General features: G+C 38.8%; 15 protein-coding genes. 11 read left to right on the forward strand and 4 right to left on the reverse strand.

The genetic code is table 11. From position 1 onward, the window contains the following. The first annotated feature begins 1 nt into the window (after position 1). Positions 2-1342: a DUF445 family protein gene (locus tag LEP1GSC195_RS11020; RefSeq protein WP_015680785.1), complete on the forward strand. Its 1341-nt coding sequence runs from the start codon at positions 2-4 to the stop codon at positions 1340-1342. A gap of 29 nt (positions 1343-1371) precedes the next feature. On the opposite strand, the gene LEP1GSC195_RS11025 is transcribed toward LEP1GSC195_RS11020, so the two are convergent. Continuing rightward, positions 1372-3405, reverse strand: a complete 2034-nt coding sequence (locus tag LEP1GSC195_RS11025) for an Lnb N-terminal periplasmic domain-containing protein (RefSeq protein WP_015682526.1) — start codon at positions 3403-3405, stop codon at positions 1372-1374. 185 nt (positions 3406-3590) lie between these two features. Here LEP1GSC195_RS11025 and LEP1GSC195_RS11030 point away from each other — a divergent pair, with 185 nt between their 5' ends. From LEP1GSC195_RS11030 to LEP1GSC195_RS11040, 3 genes are read left to right on the forward strand one after another with little or no spacing between them, the layout of a single operon-like run. Beyond that, on the forward strand, positions 3591-4268 hold the full coding sequence (locus LEP1GSC195_RS11030; protein WP_232227766.1) for a hypothetical protein: 678 nt from the start codon (positions 3591-3593) through the stop codon (positions 4266-4268). A gap of 60 nt (positions 4269-4328) precedes the next feature. Beyond that, on the forward strand, positions 4329-4724 hold the full coding sequence (locus tag LEP1GSC195_RS11035) for a hypothetical protein (RefSeq protein WP_015680626.1): 396 nt from the start codon (positions 4329-4331) through the stop codon (positions 4722-4724). Positions 4725-4736: 12 nt separating this feature from the next. Next, positions 4737-5213, forward strand: a complete 477-nt coding sequence (locus LEP1GSC195_RS11040) for an LEPBI_I0682 family protein (RefSeq protein WP_015682300.1) — start codon at positions 4737-4739, stop codon at positions 5211-5213. Between the two features lie 101 nt (positions 5214-5314). On the opposite strand, the gene LEP1GSC195_RS11045 is transcribed toward LEP1GSC195_RS11040, so the two are convergent. The 3 genes from LEP1GSC195_RS11045 to LEP1GSC195_RS11055 form a co-directional block, all read right to left on the reverse strand. Next, positions 5315-7204, reverse strand: coding sequence for a serine hydrolase domain-containing protein (locus tag LEP1GSC195_RS11045; protein ID WP_040507095.1), 1890 nt, complete (start codon positions 7202-7204; stop codon positions 5315-5317). A 147-nt stretch (positions 7205-7351) separates the two neighbouring features. Further along, positions 7352-9478 (reverse strand): toprim domain-containing protein, encoded by a 2127-nt coding sequence (locus tag LEP1GSC195_RS11050; RefSeq protein WP_015682734.1) that lies wholly within the window; start codon positions 9476-9478, stop codon positions 7352-7354. A 5-nt stretch (positions 9479-9483) separates the two neighbouring features. Continuing rightward, positions 9484-10854 carry a DNA gyrase subunit A gene (locus LEP1GSC195_RS11055; protein ID WP_040506657.1) on the reverse strand — a complete coding sequence of 457 codons (1371 nt, stop codon included), beginning with the start codon at positions 10852-10854 and terminating at the stop codon, positions 9484-9486. Positions 10855-11093: 239 nt separating this feature from the next. On the opposite strand from LEP1GSC195_RS11055, the gene LEP1GSC195_RS11060 reads away from it, so the two are divergent. The 7 genes from LEP1GSC195_RS11060 to LEP1GSC195_RS11090 all read left to right on the forward strand — a co-directional run bounded on the left by LEP1GSC195_RS11060 (position 11094) and on the right by LEP1GSC195_RS11090 (position 20461). After that, on the forward strand, positions 11094-11807 hold the full coding sequence (locus LEP1GSC195_RS11060) for a hypothetical protein (RefSeq protein WP_015681688.1): 714 nt from the start codon (positions 11094-11096) through the stop codon (positions 11805-11807). Then, complete coding sequence (gene gltX / locus LEP1GSC195_RS11065; RefSeq protein ID WP_015680661.1) at positions 11804-13354, forward strand: glutamate--tRNA ligase; 1551 nt, start codon at positions 11804-11806, stop codon at positions 13352-13354. Before LEP1GSC195_RS11060 ends, gltX begins: the two co-directional genes overlap by 4 nt. Before the next feature lie 159 nt (positions 13355-13513). Then, the gene (locus tag LEP1GSC195_RS11070) at positions 13514-14056 is read left to right on the forward strand and encodes an ATP-binding protein (protein WP_015680909.1); all 543 of its coding nucleotides are present in this window, start codon (positions 13514-13516) and stop codon (positions 14054-14056) included. Position 14057: 1 nt separating this feature from the next. After that, complete coding sequence (locus LEP1GSC195_RS11075; protein WP_015681307.1) at positions 14058-15164, forward strand: glycosyltransferase; 1107 nt, start codon at positions 14058-14060, stop codon at positions 15162-15164. Further along, positions 15161-17980, forward strand: coding sequence for a DNA polymerase I (polA, locus tag LEP1GSC195_RS11080; protein ID WP_015682584.1), 2820 nt, complete (start codon positions 15161-15163; stop codon positions 17978-17980). The genes LEP1GSC195_RS11075 and polA overlap by 4 nt, the downstream gene beginning before the upstream one ends. Beyond that, a complete protein-coding gene (locus LEP1GSC195_RS11085) occupies positions 17967-19673 on the forward strand; it encodes a membrane protein (protein WP_015680904.1) in 1707 nt (568 codons plus the stop codon). The genes polA and LEP1GSC195_RS11085 overlap by 14 nt, the downstream gene beginning before the upstream one ends. Before the next feature lie 164 nt (positions 19674-19837). Continuing rightward, a complete protein-coding gene (locus tag LEP1GSC195_RS11090; protein WP_232227768.1) occupies positions 19838-20461 on the forward strand; it encodes an SOS response-associated peptidase family protein in 624 nt (207 codons plus the stop codon). Positions 20462-20594: the final 133 nt, after the last annotated feature.

Raw genomic sequence — 20594 nt, forward strand, 5'->3', positions numbered from 1 at the left:
AATGGATGTTGCAAAATTAGATGCCTGGTATCGTAGATTACTCGTAATCTTTTCCATTATCGCCGGGGGATTTCAAGTATACTATGAAGGCAATGTTTGGATTAACGCCGTCTTTGTGGTTTTAATGGCAGGGGTTGTGGGTTACTTCACCAATTTTTTAGCCATTAAAATGTTATTTCAACCTAAACATGGTAAGGTGCTTGGTTGGTCAGGCCTTGTCCCCAAAAACAAATCAAAAATTGCAAAGTCACTCGGAGAAAGTATTCAAAGTAACTTACTCCATCCAGATATCATTCTATCTTATATCTATGAACGTAATTTGGTAGAAACCGGAATCCAAAAAATTGTCAAAGAAATTGATGAAGCCATCCACAATGTAGAAATTCGAACCATGCTTGTGACTAAAATCATTTCTATGCTCAAAGCGAGAGGGCCTGAGATTTTAGAAGTTATCTTTGATTTTTCCGAAGAAACTATGAAAAAAATGGCCGAACGTCCAGAAGAAATTCAAAAACTTTGGGACTATGCAAAAAATCGCCTAACATACTATCTAACAGAAGAAACCAATCGTGAAGACTTAGGAAAACAACTTCGAGTTGTCCTTTTGGAAGAGATGCCAAAACTTGCAAACCTACTCAATGAAGGTTTGGAAGAGTATCTAAAAACAAGAAGTACACTTGGAAAAATTGGAATTGGAGTAAAAAAGATTTTTTCCTTTAACGAAGAAGCCATCCGCGAACTATTGGAACGTTTTGTAAAAGATCCAGAAACGTCCGACCAGTTTATGAAGATGATGGATGAAATGATGGCTGGCCTCCAAGAACGATTGAACTCCAAAGAAACACAAGAATTCATTACAGGAAAAATTTCTAACTGGTTGGAAGCCAGTGGTGACTATGCAAGACAAAACCTACTGCCGTCTGGAATTGAACGTCTGCAAGCTTATTTAGATGATCCAAACAACTGGGAAGAGATTGAAAAGAACTTCTTTCGTGCAGTAGATTGGGTCAAAAAACGCCTTTTGGAATTTATGAATAGCGAAGAAGGAAAGGTTTATCTCAAAACCAATATTGAAAAATTTGTTCATAACATCAATGTGACCGCACTTGTAGAAGAACGTGTGATGGCCCTTGACACTGACGATTTAGAAAAAATGATTTTGGATAATACCGGTGGAAACCTTGTCGTCATACAATTCTTAGGTGGGATTTTAGGAATGATTGCAGGGCTTATCCAAGTTCACATCTATTTTGCTGTTCCAGTGGGTGCCCTTGTTCTCATTACCTACATCGCACACTATAGAAATCAAAAACGTTTTCCAAACCTAGAAGTGGAAAATTAAATTACATAGTATCCGACACAAATTTATCACTAAAACAAATATTGAAACGATAGATTTACTTCCTGATACAATCTTTCCGATAGTAACTCTAGCCTAAGTTCAGCGGTATTTGACAATAAATACCGCAACTTTATACTGCCGGAAGTTGTATTGGGATTACGACTCGAGGTATAGTGTTGGGAAACTATTCCACCAAGTATTTTCCAATTACCAAATTCCTTTTGATACAATCCTTGGATATTGGGTCCAAACCGAGAACCAGTTTCAAACCATGGGTGTGATTGCAATTTAATACCAGCTAACAACGAAAATACTCCAAATCGTTCCGACGATTTGGAAAATTCATCGGCAAAGGAATAACCAACCGCCATGTCAACATTGGAAACTTGTTTCCGAAAGTAAGAATTCGAATCCTCAAACGTTCTAATTGGGCCAGACACATCCTTTTCTTTTGAAAATACAACAGTTTGCCAACCTAGATCGAGTAAATAAGACAACTGTTTGGAAATAGAATTGTATGGCTGTAAGGACAAAATTCGTATTGCAGAAAGAGATGTAAATTCAGGCCGTTTCCCTTCATAATTACGAACCGTTCCGTCAAAAAAAACCAATTCGCCGTTAGGTGGTGTTCCCTTAGAGGAATTTAACAGATCATGATATGCCACTCGGTATTTCCACTCGACAAAACTTCCTAAATTCGAATGTCCCCCTCCAAGAGAAACTCGCGCCATAGGATGGGAGGTTTCCGGAGGATGAACGGCTTCAAATCTTGGTTTGTAACTGAGAATCTCCCCCGGTATCTGACTACGCATACTTAATAAATGTTGGTATTTAAGTTTTGCTGATTCAGAAAAATCAATACCTCGATTCTTCTGGTATCGATAGGTTTCCAATGTGGCATCTAACACTAAATCATTACGAATTTTATCCGCCCGAAATCCTTTTAAAATATCGGGATACGAAGTTACATTATAAAAATCTGCCAATAGCCAAAACATTTCTTTTTCTTCTGGATTCATCTCCAAAAGTTTTGATTTAATTTCTGAATACAGAGATGGACGATATTTTTTACCCAGAACCAAACCAGTCTCGCCTAAATAGAGTTTAATGGTATCCACGGGAGAGACAATGATGCCAAGTTTTGATTTTAAAGCCAAATCTGGTTTCGCCACTTCCAACCATTCCAAAAGTAGATAAGAACAATTTTTACTTAAAAAATAGTAGTCAAACTCAGCTCTTGACAACTCCCAGAGATGAGATACTAAAATCTCTCTCTCAAATTCATTTAGGTGAATTTCATATTCCCAAAGGTCTCGATTTTCTAAATCATTGTATTCATTTACTTTTAAAAAATAAGGAAAAAGATAAAACTTACCTTGATAACCACCAGTTAACCCTAAGTAGGCGTAACTAACAAAGTTGTAACCTTTAGCATCTGCCGCATAATTTACTCCGTAATCTAATAACTCAGTTTGAGAGGAAACATTTGTATCTTGATTGAGTTTTAACAATGTATGACCAAAAAAGGATGCAGGTGATTGTAAATAATGAGAAGCAAAAACAACAGAGACAGAATCTGTATTTAACGATGTTTTCCAATTTCTATATCTATCACAACTAACATTCGATATACTATAAAATTCAAAATGGAGATGTTTTTTAAAAAAAAGATACCGAGCAGGATAGGAACAGAGTGGATGGAGAAGGCCTTCTGGAACCTCTTCTGTCACGAAAAAACTCCGAATGGTTGCATGTAGTTCTGCCTGTGGATCGACGTTTCCACTAGGAGAAAAAAAGAACCGATCGGAAGTGATCTTACTTTTGTATTTCCCTTCCCAATTTCTTTCATAATGCAGCAAACGAATCCACTCGGGATGTTTATATAACTGCATTTCATCAGATTGTAATAAAAGTTCCGTTAACCGATTGGAGTTTGCAGGTGAATCCGGCTGGAACCTTCCCCATTCTTTTGTTTTCTGCGAGTCAAGGAAAACGAAGGCGGCCGGATCTGCGAGAAGTTCGTTTGTTTTTGTGGCTCCCAGGAGTCCAAAAACAGCCACCATCCAGAAAATTAACTTCGCTCCGTACACAAGGACGAGAATACTAATATCACCGGATGAAAAAATGCTTTTTTCTTAGGTCTCTTTAGCTTTCACTAGGTGAAATGCAGACTTTATTACTTCCGCTTTTCTTCCTATTTTTTTCCTTATTTGTATCTTGCTCCTCAAGCAGTTCCGCTCTATCCCGTTTGCCGGCAACAGGAAATGCTGAACTTTTTATTTCAGAAGAAGTAATCTTCGCAAAAGACATTCTTGGTTCGACAAACAAAAAAGAAATCTACACCAAAAACTTGTTTGTCGGAGATCTTAATTTTTCCGGCGGGATTTCTAGAGAGAAAACACCCTGGGGGGAACAAGTGGTCACCAAACAAATTGACTTCCTTAATGAAACAGGAGTCCAGGAAGAAACCCTAAACTATGTGCGATCCATCACTACAAAAAAGTTTAAAACTTACAAACCCACAAAGATCTCCCAGCTAACAAAATTGTTTCAAATCGGATTTCAAAAAGATTTCACCAAAGTGGCCGATGAGGGAGTCGACAATATCAACATTCCGAACGAAATACCAGAATTTAAGATCCTGCCTAGTTATGATTTTAAAGGGAAACATGGTGTTTTATTGATTCCTATTGTACAATATTCGTATTCGCATAATGCAGGTTGGTTTAATGGCCAAGACTGGGGTTGTATGGCAGGAGTTCGTGCGAAATTAATTCTCGTTTGGGTTCAAATGGAAACAAAGGCCATCTTACATGTGGAAGGGTTAGAATCCAAACAAAAAGAACTGCAGAACACCCGTTACAACTATCTGGACCGATCGAGAAACTTTCAAAAAATTTGGAAAGAAATTGAATCACAGATTTAATAATTTAGTTTGACTGAATTTGAATTGCATGTCGAATTTAGTCTCTCGGAGGAACTCAACTTGAAAAAAAGTCTACTTTTTTTAATCGTTGCAGTAGCATTTGTTGCGAACTGCTCATCAACTACAAAAACTATTCCTGGTCTTTACACGGAAAATGTAACTCTTGCTCCAGCAGATTACACAATCAGTGGAGACACTACTGGTAAGTCTTGTGGTGGAAGAATCTTAATTTTCCCTACAGGTGTAACTAACAAAAACGGATTTGTAACTTCTGTATTTACAGCAGATTACATTGAAGCACAAGCCATCTTTGATGCGATTTCTAAAGTGGAAGGTGCAAACTATCTAGTAAACCCAAGATTCGAATTCGAAACTACAAATTACTTGTTTGCATCTAGCACTTGTGTAACAGTAAAGGCAAAAGCAGTCACTTTAAAAACTGGCCCTGTGAAATAAGGGAGAACGAACATGAAAAGTATCATTGTTTTGTTACTCACAGTCGCAATATTTATTGTCAACTGTAAAGTAAGTTCCACACATACTCAAGCTTCCAGAACTGTTACATTGCCTCTCGCAGAAGCAGCGTATGAGATTGGGCCTGAGACATCCGCAAAAGCATGTAATTATGAACTCGGATGGTTCACTAGAGAAGGAAGTAAACAAAAGGGTGAAATCATTCAAATGAGTGGTTTAGATTGGGCTTTATCAATTGTTACCTATAGTCTCTACTATTGGATAGCAATCAAAGAACAACCTACAAGCTATACTTTGGAAGGTGCAGCGATCCACCGGGCCCTAAAGAAAACTGACGGAGATATCTTACTCGATACAAAATCTACCGTGCAAAGTGATGGATTTTTCTTTCCAGACGTTTGTGTGACAGTTTCTGGTAAAGCAGCAACTCTTACTGGTCCTTCTGGACATACAGGAAGACTTAAAAAATAACTAAACCCTAGGGTTTGTTATGACCACCTAACCAAGAATCAAACCTTGGTTGGTGGCAGAAAAAAGCGGAGAAGATTCTCCGCTTTTTTTTTACTTACCTACTAATCTCCCAAAAACTCAATCCCCGAATAAACTAACCTCGGTTTCCCATCCACTGTTTTTAGTTCGATTTTCTCTCCTAAATTCCGACCATAGCCTAAAATACGTAAGGTCGTTGAGGATTCCATTGTACATGGTAAGGTGACGGTATTTTCCATACCACCTAGCGAGTAAGTGACGATAGTGACAGGAAAACCACGTTTGTCTTTTATTAATTCCACACGGGGGATAAGAGAGTATGGATCCTTGGTATGGTAGGTGGTGAAGTAGGATAGGTCCGGTAACTTATGGTCCGGTTGGAAAAACAAACCAAATCCCCAACTTCCCTTGGGAGCCTCAGTCGAATATAAAGTAAAAATCCTTTCTCCCTCCCATGTCTCAAATTCTACACGTAGAGAATCTAATGTTTTATCTTTTATGGGAAGTAGACCAAAAAACAAACGTAAGTTGGTTCCAAATCGGTTATCTCTTTCAACTAAATCAAAATCAAAACCCATCATTTCTATTTTTGGTGGATTGCCTGGTTTTACCTCGTGAATCCCAAAAGGAGAAACGTAAAGTCCCTCAAAACCATCTAACCCGTTTTGTTTTTTTCGTTCTGAAAGAGGAGGGAATTCCATTGCAGATCCCGTTTTGTATTCATAAATGATATCCAATATTTCTTTGTTAGTTGGCTTAATGGCCGCCGTTGCCAAACCCAAAGTATTGCCTGCAAGAAAACTAGCTGTTTCCGTTTCTGGATCATATACTAAATCGGCAAAGTAAGGTGGTAAGGAACCCGAATGCCCAGAGAGCCAAACCGTTTTTCCATCACCCACCATTTCTTGAAGTAAAACAGGAAGACCTAGTTTCATTTGGAAATTAGAAGTCGGACCTTTTTGGGTGCGGTGGAATTCTGCAAAACTTTCTCTTGATAGTAACCCTTCGCCTTTTTTACTTAAGAAAAAAGATTTCATAAAGAGTCCCATATCTTCGCCTGTAGTGGAAAGAGATCCTGCCGTTAGATCCCGAATGAGTGGACGGCTGGTTTTCGTTTTCCAAAAAATTCCCTGGTATCCCTGAACCAGTTCTGATCCTTCATGAAACTCGAGTAAGGTGGAATGTTTCATTCCTGCTCTCGCAAAAATTTCTTTTTGGAAATAGGTTTCGATTCTCATACCTGACGTACGTTCGATAACTGTTCCCAAAAGACCAAAACCAAAATTAGAATAAGAATGGGTTTTGTTCGGTTCCTTTCTTTCCATCCCACCCAATTTTTTGGGAAGGGAGCGAAAGGATTCTAGAATATCCGCATCACTTGTCTCGGGAGAAAGAAAAAAACCAGAAGCTAAGTCGGAGGGAAGTCCCGATTGGTGAGTAAGGATGTCTCTGATCGTGATTTCTCTAAGGTCTGGCTTTGTTTTTTGCATCTCTTTGATTTCTGGTAGGAACTTCGAAACGGGATCATCTAACTTCAGTTTGCCTTTTTCTTGTAACTGCAATAGAGCAATCCCAGTAAATAGTTTTGTGATACTCCCAATTTTAAACCTTTGGATAGAGTCCCTCCTCTTCCCACCAAGTATACCTGACTGGACCTTGCCATCACCTAACAAATACATATACGACAAAGATTCGATTCCAGAGTTTTGTAATTCCTCTATTTTGGTTTGAACCACGGCCTCAGTGGTGACAGAATTGTTGTAATAAACCTCTTTCGGTTTTTCTTGTAGGGAAGAACATTGAAGTAAAATAAGAATGTTTAAAAAAAGGAAAAAGGATTTTGATTTGCGATTCAAGAAACGAGGGTGGGGGAAAAATAAAGGCAATGGTTGGAAGGGAAGAAGGGAATCTTCCTTTTCCTTAGTTTTGGACTTAATTGAAGACTTAGTTTTTTTGGGAGATCTAGGTTTCATTCCCCTTAAAAAATAGAATCCCAAATCTACCGCAAGCCCATAAAACAAAGAACTCCTCAAACCTATGGAATGAGGAGTGATCGCTACAAAAAAAAGAGTCAATGGCTTTCGGCATCTAACACCGAAGCCGACCAACTTACAAAGAATTTAGTCTTGGATGACACTCATTGAGTATTCAGAAATTGCTTCGCGGCGTTTTTCTGCATAGTCTTTGTGGAACCAAAGGTCTTGGGTGTTTTTGGCAGTCTTTTTGTTTCCCACTGTAATGGTCGTCATACAATGATCCACCGCATACTTCATGGCTTCCTTACCAGTTTCTCCAAGTCCCTTATTTCGTTTTTTACGAGTGATCTCTGCTCCTTGTTTGTTGACCCGAACCACTAACTTATCGTAGTCGGAGTCATCGATACAAAACACAGTTTCTTTTTTGGCATCCTTCCACTTCACATCCACTTCGTAAAGTGGTGCGGCAGAGATATTGATAAAACCTAGATCAAAAAGTTCTGGCCAATACTCATAGAAAAAAGACAACATAAGAGAACGGATCGCATAACCATCAAAATCCGCATCGGTGATGATGCTGATACGATCGTAATGCAATTCATCAATGGACTTCACTTTTTGGTCGAGAGGAAGGCCAACGATAGCAACGATGTTTTTCATCTCTTCGTTTTGGAGAGCCTTTGCAAGTGACATTCCCTTACAGTTGAGTGGTTTTCCACGTAAAGGGAAAAGGCCATGTAATTTTGGGTTTCTCGCTGGACGTAAACCCGCAATCGCTGAGTCCCCTTCCGCCACAAATAGAATTCGGCCTGGATCGTTTGGTTTGCCCGTCGGAGGCATTAGCTTAGGGATATTGTTCCTGGAAGCTTTGCGGAGGCCTTTCTGCGCGTCCTCGAGCTGTTTTAGCTGGGTTCTGCGCTCCATCACCATCTTAATTTCTTCGATAAGGCCAGTTTTCTTTAAAAGTTTGTCCAAATGTTTGTCGACCGACTTTCGGATATCATCGTTCAAATCATTGATGAGATAGGACTTATCTTGGGATTTAAAACGGGGATTGAGGATACGAAGGTTTACATACATGTGGAAACAACTTCTTACATCGTTTCGTGTACATTGTGTATTGAGTTTCTTTTCCAAACTGACAATTTGAGATTTTTTACGAATCTCATCACAAAGTCTATTTTCCAAATACTCAATCGCCGATCCACCTTGTGGACAAAAAATCGAGTTTACCCAAGTGAGGGTTTTGTTTTGGCCCACAACTACATAAGTGTCCATGTGGATTTGGGAAGCGGAAGTTTTATCCGCATAATCCAATTTATAGTAAACCATTTCTGAGTTACTAAAAATCTCATCAAAACCCTTTTTGAATTTATACTTTTCTTTACCAGTTTTGTGGATGAATACTACTTCCAAACCTGGGTTGGACATCGCAATGTCTTGCAAGTATTGTTTCACCAAATTGATGTTAAAAGAAGTGTCTAGGTTGTTAAAATAAGCAGGATTTAATTCAAACTCAACTGTGGTTCCGTGGTCTTCTTTTTTAGCAGTTTCTACAACGGCAGTCATACCTGTTTTGTCACAGGGAGCTTTTAGTTGTTTGATCTGGTCTGCTGATAAAAGTGGACAATCTGCAAAAGTTCCATGTTCATCATAATACAAATGAACACGTTCTGTATCTTCCTTCGAAAGTTTCAAACCACGAATGGTTTTTTTTACATCATCGTGGATGCTAAACATTTTTTTGTAAGCTTTGCCACCATTGATGGTTTTTACACGAAAGAAAGAAGACACCATACGCACAAGAGAGATCCCCACACCATTTTGTCCCGCAACATGGTCTTCTTTGACTTTATCATCAAAGTTTTCTCCATACATCAAATGAAGATACACACCTTCTGCATTGTCTGCGGGAATCCCGCGGCCGTTGTCTTGGATAGTGACTCGTTTGCGATCTGTAGACAACTGAATGATGAGTTTATTCATTTTGTCTTTTTCAGGAATGGCTTTATCGTTTAAGTTCTTTCTGTATTCATCCACACAGTTCATACAAGCCTCGTCCAAACATTTGAGTTTGGCAGGGATGTCTGAAAGTTCTTCATGGACAATATCGTATGTACCGGCACTATCTTTGGTAAAAAAATGTTGTTCAAATGTGGACAAAGAGTTTTGTCCAAGCCACATTCCCGTACGCATCCGAACGTGTTCTACATTCGATAATTTCTTAAAATTTCGCGAATTTCCTGCGGTTTTTTCAGTTTTTTGAGCCATAATACTTATTTCGGATCCCATTTCTTCTTCAGTTCATCAAGTTCATCAGTCATAAAACCGGTGAGTTTTTTATCGTCTTTTTGCAGAGTTGTATATTCGGTGTATTTTGTTTTTGCTTCTACAATGGCATCTTCACATTTACGTACTTCTTCCAAAGTCATTCGATACACGGGGATAGAAGACAACCATTCGAAGTATACGAACTTGGCTGCTTTCAATTTATCTTCAAATTCTTTCTTGGATTTAATCCCTGTTACTTTTTCGTTCCATCTTTCTTTAATGAATCGAATGAGTTCTGAGTTACGATCGATCTTTTCTTTTTCTAGTCCCGCCAATCTTTTGAAACGGCGAATGAGATGAGTTTTTCTAAAATCACAAAACCTTTTGATGATTTCTTCGGGAACAAAGTTACGAAGTTTTCCTTCGTGAGTGATTACGTTGATAGTAAGCACTTCATTATTTTCTTTAGTAAAAAGTTCTTTGATTTCTTTTTCGGAAGGTTCTTCACCTTTTTTGGCAATGAGTTCTATTTTGAAGGTTTGGCTAGAGTGATCCACATAGTCTTTTAGCCAGTTGTCTTTTCTTTCAATCAGATCATCCAGGTAGTTAACAACTTTTTCGCGGTTCCAGTTCATAGGTGAGTCGACAAGAAACAACTTACCATCATCTTTTTTAAACCCAAAGGTAGTTGACATTACAGTGTTTCCGTTGTCGTTTTTGGACAACTTCACTTCCCCACCGTACCCTTTGTACCATGGAGTGACTTTTTTTGGTTTTCCTGTTTTTAAATAGGTTACTTGGGAATCAATTACATCACTCAGTTTGTGAGCTGGAATGAAACAACGGAACCCCGTTGCAATCCCTTGGATATTATTTAAGAGAACTACTGGAACTTTTCCCACAAAATGAATGGGTTCGTCTTCTGTTTCATCGTAGTTTTTTACATAATCAATGTCTGGTAGGCTTTCGAAAAATCCTAAATCCTTTGCAAAGTCAGAAAGTTTTACTTCTGTATACCGAGGAGAAGCGATCGCATTCGGATCTAAAACGTCACCGAAGGTTCCTTCTCCATGTACTAAAGGATAGTTATTCGCAAAAGCAAAGTCTTGTGCCATTTGAGAAAGAGCATCTTGGATGGAACGATCTCCATGCGGATGGTATCCCATGGCAAGGCCGGCAACTTTTACAGTTTTGGTGTGACGGTTTCTGGCATCCGAGTTCCACATCGCCCAAAGAATCCTTCGTTGAACAGGTTTTAGACCATCAATTTCTTGCGGAATGGCTCTCGAATCGCATACATAGCGAGAGTATTTCCTTTGGTCATCATTCACTTGGTCTTCAAAGGGGCGTTTAGGATACTGTTCTTCGTTCTTCATGGTTCCAAATGACACAGGGATGGGGTGAATTGACTTGTCAAGCGGTTTTCCCTTTTTAGACTGGCGATACACACTGATCTATGTCCCCAGAAACTCAAGAATACTCCCGATTCTATTGGCTTTTTTGTATCTTGATTTTTTTTTCTGGATCCAACTGCCAGAACCTGAAATCACTCATCATACGAGATCCAATTTCAGAAATTCCCGCATCTGTTTTATATATTAAATCTCCTCGGAAAATGAACTCATCCTTTTTCAAAGAAGGGTCTTCTCACTTCCGATTCATCGAATGGGAACCTGGTAAATCCACGGGATATGCAGAGAAAATTGAGCTCAGTTTCCTTGCTTACGACAGTAATTTTTTATCAAAAGTAAAACAAGAATTTGGTAACGAACCTTTTGAATCTTATAAGATCATTTGGAATAAAAAGGTTGGAAAATTCAAAAAGGAAGAATCCGAAAAACGAATTCTCTTTGTTTATACCGAATCTTATTCTTCCGAAACAAAGGGAAATACTCTCAGTCCACTATTGGAAAACAAAACCATTACAATAGAAAACAAAACTCAAATTGAAGAGTTCGACATCTTTGAATTAGGTGGTGACACGGGACAACTCATCGAAGAAGGAATCCGTTCCGAACTTGGTGGTGATAACCGTTGGTCCCATAGTTTGGGAAGTATGGAATTTTTTTCCTCTTCTACTGTTTTTACTAAACAAGAAAACAGCACAATCAAATCGGAACATGTTTCGAGTCATTACGACTATTTACAACTTCGTTATGAATGGAACGAAACAGAATCCGATAAACTATTTTTTAAACTCGTCTATAAAGATAATAATACACAGTTATTCTTTGTTCCGCCTTATACCAATGGACTCACTTCCAAAACAAAAGAACCTTTTGGTTACAAACGGATCGGAGATTTTTTACTCAAAGAGGAAATGAAATGACAGAAGTTCGTACTCGTTTTGCACCATCCCCATCAGGATTTCTCCATGTAGGAGGAGCAAGAACCGCCCTATTTAATTATTTATATGCAAAAGCCAAAAAAGGAAAGTTTTTACTTCGTATCGAAGATACAGACCAAGACCGGTCCACCGAGGCCTCTTTCAAAATCATTTTAGAATCTTTGAAGTGGCTCGGAATGGAATGGGATGAAGGTCCTGGAGTGGGTGGCCCGAACGGCCCATACACTCAATCAGAAAGAATTCATATCTATAAAGAATACACAGACAAACTCATTTCAGAAAAGAAGGCCTATCGTTGTTTTTGTTCCGCAGAGGAACTAGACGGCAAAAAAAAACAAGCCGATGCGATGGGAATACCCTATATCTATGATGGGAAATGTTCTGATCTAACAGAAACAGAAATCCAATCCCAAATCGATAACAAAATCCCTTTCACGGTAAGGTTCAAAACTCCTCATAAAATTGTGATCGTAGATGATATGATCCAAGGAAAGGTAAAGTTTGAATCCAAACTCATTGGCGACTTTATCATTGTGAAGTCTGATGGATTTCCTTCATATAACTATGCTGTGGTGATCGATGATGCACTCATGAAAATCACTCATGTGATTCGGGGAGTAGGACATCTTTCTAACACACCGCGCCAAATTTTAATCTTTGAAGCTTTTGGATTCCCACTCCCACGTTTTGCTCATGCCAGTGAAATTGTAGGAACCGATGGAAAAAAACTTTCCAAACGTGCGGGAGCTACATCGGTTCTTGCATTCCGTGATCTCGGTTATTCAAGTGATACCATGCGTAATTATATGGCATTACTTGGATGGACTTCTCCCGATGGGAAAGAATACATGAGTGACGAAGAACTTTGTTCCGTCTTTGATGTGGAACGTTGCTCCAAATCTCCTGCTACTTTTGATGTATTTAAAAAACTGAAAGAAGAAGAAAAGGAAACCGTTGATTTCAACAAGTTATCTCTTCTTGGACTTGCGGAGTATTTAAATCCTAAATCAAAACTCAATTGGATGTCGAATAAATACATTCGCGATGTAAACATTGAAACTTTAGGAAAAGAACTCGAACCATTTCTCAAAGATTGCCAAATCCCAGAAACCTACAAATCAGGAACCAATCCACAACTCCTTTCGATCTTAGATTCTGTTCGTGTGTATTTGGATCGCCTCATCCAAGCCCCACCCTACATTGAAGAATTCTTCTTAGAAAATCTCCAATTTGAAAACGAAGAAGCCAAACAATTGGTTTTAGAAGGAAATGGAAAGGCAGTTGTCTCCGCTTTTTACCAATATGTCAAAGCCCATGCTTTGGTGACTCCAGATGAATACAAAGAAGCGATGGCAAAAGCGGGAGAGGCCACTGGCGAAAAAGGAAGGACCCTCTTTATGCCAATCCGAGCCATAACTACGGGGAAATCCCATGGGTTAGAACTTCCGATTCTTTTTAGTCTTCTCGGGCAAGAGAAGCTTGTCAAACGGATGGAACAGCTCGCTTTGGCCTTGGGAATCACAGTTTAGGAAATTTTTTCCCCTACTGTTCCGATTTAAAGGATTTTTGACTTTTTTTCTCCCTCTCTTTCGTGTAATATAAACAGAAGCGGGGGGAAAAGGCGGCCATTGACAGCACCATCTGAAGTTTTACCTTATTTGTTATGCCCCTCCGTAGGATCGTATGCGATGTTCCTACCTCCCGATATGTCCTCTGTCAGACATTTCCGAACCGAACTCAAACGCACTCTGGAAGACAATGGGTTTAGCGCCGACAATATCATGCACATTGAACTCGCTGCTGACGAAGCTCTCACCAACGCAGTGAGTGCCAACGTTTCCTGTCACTGTGACGAAACCATCATCTGTCGTTGGCGGATCGATTCCTCAAAATTCACTCTTTATATTTTAGATTATGGGTCAGGACTTTCAGAAGAAGGTTCCCTTCCCGACACAGATAAAGAACTGCTTAGATCAAACCAATCACAATGTTTTAGTACCTTCCTCGACCACATCAAAAACCACCAAAGTAAAAAACCGGATACCCTTCCTTATAATGGTTCAGGCCAAAAACATAAGAACATGGGAAAAGGATTGAAAATTATCAATGCCATGATGGACTCCGTTAAAGTAATGTTTCACGGAGAAGGAATGGTAGACGAAGCTCCGGCGGGGTTCAAAGTTATGGGCTCCATCATCGCTCTCGAATACGACCGTTCCAAACACTTATAATTTGATCCTTCATATCAATACTTCCCGCGAATGGCGCGGTGGAGAACAACAGCTTTATTATTTAGTCCAAGGGCTGAGCACTTTCAAAATCCCGCAAATCGTTGTAGGCCAACCAGGTTCTCCTTTAGAAAGCAAATGCAAAGAAAATGGATATGAATTTGTCCCCATCGAAATGCGTGGAGAATGGGATAGAACGGCATATAAGAATATTCGATCTCTCTGTATTTCTAAAAATATAAAACTAATCCACACTCATACAGCCCATGCGCATACATTGGCTCTTCTTGCCAAAAGAAACCACTTAAACATTCCTCTGATCGTATCCCGAAGAGTGGACTTCAAACCAAAAACTAGTTTTTTCTCAAGATGGAAATACCAACATTCAGCTAACGATTATTATTTGCCCGTTTCACAGAAGATCAAAGAAGTGATGATGGAAAGTAAAATTGCTCCAGAAAGAATCATCACAGTGTATTCTGGAATAGATTTAAAAAGATTCTCAAAATCCGTCCCTCATGAATACTTAAGAGAAGAATTTCAAATCCCCAAAAAATGTATAGTGATTGGAAATGTGGCAGCTCTTGTGGATCACAAAGACCAAGAAACATTGCTTAATGCCATCGCAAAGATGAAAACTAGTGCTGACTTTCGCCTAATGATCGTAGGTGATGGAAAACTTGAAAACAAACTAAAAAACCAAGCCGAACAATTGGGTATCACCGATAAAGTGATTTTTACCGGATATCGCAAAGATATCCCTGCCCTACTTTCTTTATTTAATATATTCACGCTCACATCCAAAGAAGAAGGACTTGGCACATCTGTTTTAGATGCTATGGCATCTGGACTTCCTATTGTTGCCACAAATGGTGGCGGGATTGGAGAAATGTTAGACCACAACGAAGGAGCTTACGTTTGTTCGGTGGGAGATGCTGAGAACATTGCATTCGGATTAGATAAACTTGTGGGTTCCGAAGAATTAAGAACCAAGTTTGGAACATTTAATAAAACTTCCGTAAAACGATTTTCTGTCACCAAAACAGTTGAAAAAACAAAACTAATTTATTATTCCTTTTTAGGAGATACTTTGTACGGAGAAGGAACATGAGTGGAAGACTACTGATCATTGATGGCCATGCCTTGGCTTTCCGAGCTTATTTTGCTTTTGCCGCTTCCAACCTAACCAACTCCAAAACCGGGCTTCCCAGTGGCGCCATCTTTGGATTTTGGAGGATGTTATTCAAACTCCTGCAAGATGAAAAAGTCTCTCATATCGCATTCACATTCGATCCTGGTACAAGACTCGAAAGAAATGATCTATACGAGGATTACAAAGCCCATAGAAAACCAATGCCCGAGGATCTAAAACCCCAGATCCACAAAATCTACGAAATGTTAAAGGCTTTAGAATTCCCTATGTACAAATTGGATGGAATTGAAGCCGATGATATCATTGGATCCTTATGTAAAAAATTTGCAAAAGATTTTGAAGAGATCGTCATCCTTTCCAGTGATAAAGACTTATACCAAGTTCTCGACAAAAACATACACATGTTACGTGGGAAACGTGGTGTATCCGAATTTGAAAAAATTGACCCAGAGTGGGTAGAAAAAAATATTGGAATCACCAAAGAACAAGTCACTGATTATATGGCGCTTCTCGGTGATGCTTCCGACAACATTCCCGGTGTCAAAGGTGTGGGAGAAAAAGGTGCGGCCAAACTCATCCAAGAATTTGGAAACCTAGAAACCATTTATAAAAAACTAGACCAAGTCAAAAACAAATCCCTAATCGATAAGTTAGCTGCAGACAAAGAAAATGCGTTTTTATCTAGAAAACTCGCCACCATTGTCACAAACCTCAAACTAGATATTAAAAAATCTGATTTAAAAGTACCCAACTATCATGAACCGGCAAAGGTGCAATACTTCAAAGACGAAGGATACAATGTCCTCCACCGCGACCTTGCCAAACAAGCAGGAATCCCTATCACAAGCGATGGGGATAGTAAAGAAGTAACCTCCGAACCAACATCAGGTAAAAAGGGAAAAAAATCTACAGAAGATACAACGGCTTCGGAAACCGAAGCCAAACCAAACAAAGGCTCTGCGGTAGCTAAAAAAAGTTACAAACGGATCCAAACTTTAGAGGATCTTAAAAAAATAGTCACAAAACTAGATCCTAAAAAACCCATCTCTGTGGATTCAGAAACTACGTCCGCAGACCCAATGTTAGCTGAGTTGTTAGGAGTTTCCTTTTCTCAGGAACCTGGTATTGGTTATTATATTGCCTTCTCACACCCTGAGTCCATCTACAGCCACCTTCTTCCTTCCCCAGAAGAGGGACTTGCCGTTCTAAAACCGATGTTAACCGATCCTATGTGGAAAAAAATTGGACAGAACATTAAATATGATTTGTTAGTATTTCGCAATTATGGCGTAGAACTTGCCGGCATTTATTTTGATACCATGCTCGCCTCTTATCTTTTGAATCCAGGAGAACGCCGCCATAATATGGACGATATGGCCGTCGATTATTTGGATTACAAAACTATCACTTACGAAGAGTTAGTTGGTACAGGAAAGAAAAAACAAAACTTATACGACATTGATCCCGAAAAAGTTTCAGAATATGCCTGCGAAGATGCAGACATTACCTTACAACTTCATAATGTCCTTTCTCCCAAAATGGAGGAAGGAATTCATAAAAAACTTTTTTTTGAGATTGAAATGCCAGTGTTACTCACACTCGCAGATATGGAATTTGAGGGAATCGCTGTCGAACCTGGGTATTTCGAATCGCTTTCCAAAATCTTTGAGGCAAAAATCAAAGAACAGGAAAAAAATATTCATTTTTTTGCGGGAAGACCATTTAACATCAACTCAACGAAAGAACTACAAACTGTTTTATTCGAAGACTTGAGACTCCCCTCTGACAAAAAAACAAAAACGGGATACTCCACAGACCATTCTGTTTTGGAATCTCTCCAAGGTACACACCCCATCATTGATCATTTGTTAGAGATCAGAAAGTTTTCCAAACTCAAATCCACTTATACGGACACTTTACCTACACTCATCAATCCGAAAACGGGTCGTATCCATACAAGTTACAACCAAACCATTGCAGCTACAGGACGACTCTCTTCCACGAACCCCAACTTACAAAACATCCCCATCAAAGATGAAGAAGGAAGGTTACTTAGAAAAGGATTCATTGCCAAAAAAGGATTTGAGATCCTTTCTTTGGACTATAGCCAAATTGAACTCCGAATTATGGCCCACTTTGCCAATGACTCGCAGATGATGGACGCTTACAAATCGGGCGCTGATATCCACAAACGAACAGCAGCCGGCCTTTTTGGAATCCCTGAAGACCAGGTAACACCTGATATGCGAAATAAAGCCAAGGTGGTTAACTTTTCCGTGATTTATGGGGTCACTTCCTTTGGACTTTCCAATAACCTAAGGATTAGTCGTAAAGAAGCAAAAGAATTCATCGAAAAGTATTTTGCTACTTACACAGGTGTGGGAACCTACATGGAAGAAATCGTTGAGTTCTGCAAAGAACACGGGTATGTAGAAACGTTACTCGGTCGTAGGCGGTACCTTCCCGATATCCATTCCAAACATAAAATGGCCAGTGAAGCCGCAAAACGTGTGGCAATCAACTCTCCCATCCAAGGAACTTCTGCGGATATGATCAAACTTGCAATGATTCAAATCCAAAAAAAAATCAAAAAAGAATCATTCCGTTCGAAACTCATCCTTCAAGTCCATGATGAACTTGTTTTTGAAGTAGATCCTAAAGAAAAAAAAGAATTCTACCAAATGGCCAAAGAAGAAATGGAATCTGCAATGAAATTAAAAGTTCCCATTGTCGCCCAAGGGAAGTTTGGCGGTAACTGGGATGAAGCGCATTAGGCCTTTTGCCTTACTTCTATTTTTTTTCACATTCTATCTTTGGAATACAAAAGTCCTATTCGAATCGGACAACCTCTATGGCCGTTTCGATTGGGATATGTATAGTTTTCATGTTGAATTTTTAAGAAAGTCTTTCTTGGAATTTGGAACTATCTTCCCATTATGGAATCCCTATTATGGAGCCGGATTTCCTGTTTGGGAAAACCCAACTAGTAAAGTTGGAAGTTTCACCCACTTACTTGTTCTTTTTTTTCCTACACTCACCGCACTCAAAATTAGTTTTCTATTTTACTTTATCTTTTCAGGATTTCTCAATTTCCATTCCTTTCGTCTTTATACAAAATCAAATGTTTTGGTTTCGTTCCTATTTGTTTTGGTATTTCAATTTTCGGGATTTGTATTTCAAAAATTCTATGCCGGTCACCTAAACCAAATCCCAGGTCTTTTTTTGCCCGCACTTGTATTTTACATTCTTAGTTTTACAAAAAAACAGAATTGGGTGGTTGCGATTTCAATTGTTGCCATCACCTATATTTTGTTATCTGAAGGAAGTATTTACCCTCTTTCGCAAACAACATTCCTTATTTTCTTTTTAGTGATCCGCGAATTCTATCTTTCTGATAAACCCAGAGAGGTTACCTACCGATTGGCAAAACTCTCAATCCTTGTATTAGGCATTCTGGCCCTCAAATGGATTCCTACTTTTTTATTTGTTCATTCGGTAGGTAGGTATTTTGCTCCGGACAATTACACTTTGGATTGGAAAGACTACTATCCTATTTTTTTTGGCTCTTCCCAACATCCATTCCTTGCCCAATCTCTTTCCCAAATGCAATACCGGCATTGGGAGTACGGAAACTACCTAGGCCAGTTACCATTATTTCTTTCACCCTTGGTATTCTTTACAAAAAGAAAAATGGTTTCCGTTTTATTCCTTCTAACACTCGTTTTATGGCTTATGGCAGGAAATACTTCCCCCTATTCACCCGCTACCATCCTAGAACACTTACCCATCTATTCCTGGGAGCGTGTGTATCCCAGATGGAGTCTTAGTGTTGTATTTTTATATGCTTGGTGTTTGGCCGTAGGGTTTCAAAATCTTTGGAACTTGGTTCCGAAAAAATTCCATATAGGACTCGGTCTTCTGACTATACTATGTTTACTGCTTCATACGCAAGACACAAGAAAAATGAACACCAAGTTTCTTTCGGAAATTTTTGTTCTTCCTTTGCCCGAGGTTTCCATACAAAATCAGAATCATTATCCAATCACCGTTCCGTCCGTTCCCAATTATGGTTCTGATTCCCAAATGTTGCCTGCCCTTCTTTCCAATCTAGCAACCAACGATATTTATGAAAATATAACCTTCTATTTCACAAACCAAACGATAAAGGACAAAGATTACAAAGGTGAATTCTATCTCTTACCCACCAAACAAAAGTTTGATCCAAAAACTTGGAAACCAGACTACTATGAATTTGATTTTTTAAAAAAAGGAGAGACTTTGGTTTTTAACCAAAAGTTTCACCAAGCCTTTACAACTTCCGTTCCAGACTTGGAGCCGTGTTCGTTTAATGGATATTTGGCAGTATCTGCCAACAAAGAGATAAGATATCTTAAAATAAAATATTCACTTTTAAAAACTCTAACTCCCATTTCAAAATTTCAAAATTCCTGCAAAGAAAGCGGATAAACCAAACTCAAATAGCAGAACCAGAAAACCATAGTAGAATTCCCAATTACTAACAAACCGAAAAAGAATTTTTATTTCAGTCAATGATTGGAAATAAATTGCATTTGACTTGATTAAAAAAAGTTAAACACTTTTACGCCATGTGTAACTTACTTTCCTGGAGATTGATATTAGAAGAGGAAAAAAAAGCAGATTGGTTTCATCGGTTACCTAAAGAAGCTATTAATCATTTTCTAGAATCTACTTCCCCGCTTTATGAAATCAAACATCCCAAAAGCCAGATCCAATCATTTCAATTATCAGGTGAATCAATTATTAGTACCAGTAGCGTATGGGGTATAAAACCATCGTGGTGTCCCGATTATTTAACAAACACAAAATCTGAAAAATTAGTCTCCTCGCCTTTCTGGAATCAATTTATAAACAATCGAATCCTTATCCCCGTTCATTCATTTTTTGAATGGCAAACACAAAATACAGGTAAAAAACATAAATTCGAAATTACATTCAAATCTCCATATACTTACTTCGCTGGGTTATGGGGAGAAGAAAGGGGAATGCGTTGGATCACAATTCTCACTGGTGAAGCAAATGATAAAATGAAGACCATCCATAATAGTGGTGAGAACAAACATCGTCAGCCAATTACCATGCCTATACAAAATCAAAACCATTGGATGGACCCAACCGTAAAAAACCCTAAAGATGTTACAGACCTTTTATACCATTTCACAAATGACGAAACGACAGAATTTGACCTAAATAAAGAGACTACTTTGTTTGACTAAATACTAGTTACTATGATAATTCAGTACATCATAATCCTTGTCACGGATTTGTAATGTGACACCAATAGACAAAGCAAACTGATTTTCACCTTATTGTCACATTGTCGTAACCGACACAATTTACCTTCTTTGT

The organism is Leptospira wolbachii serovar Codice str. CDC (genome assembly GCF_000332515.2).
In the GTDB taxonomy this organism is placed as follows: Bacteria; Spirochaetota; Leptospiria; order Leptospirales; family Leptospiraceae; genus Leptospira_A; species Leptospira_A wolbachii.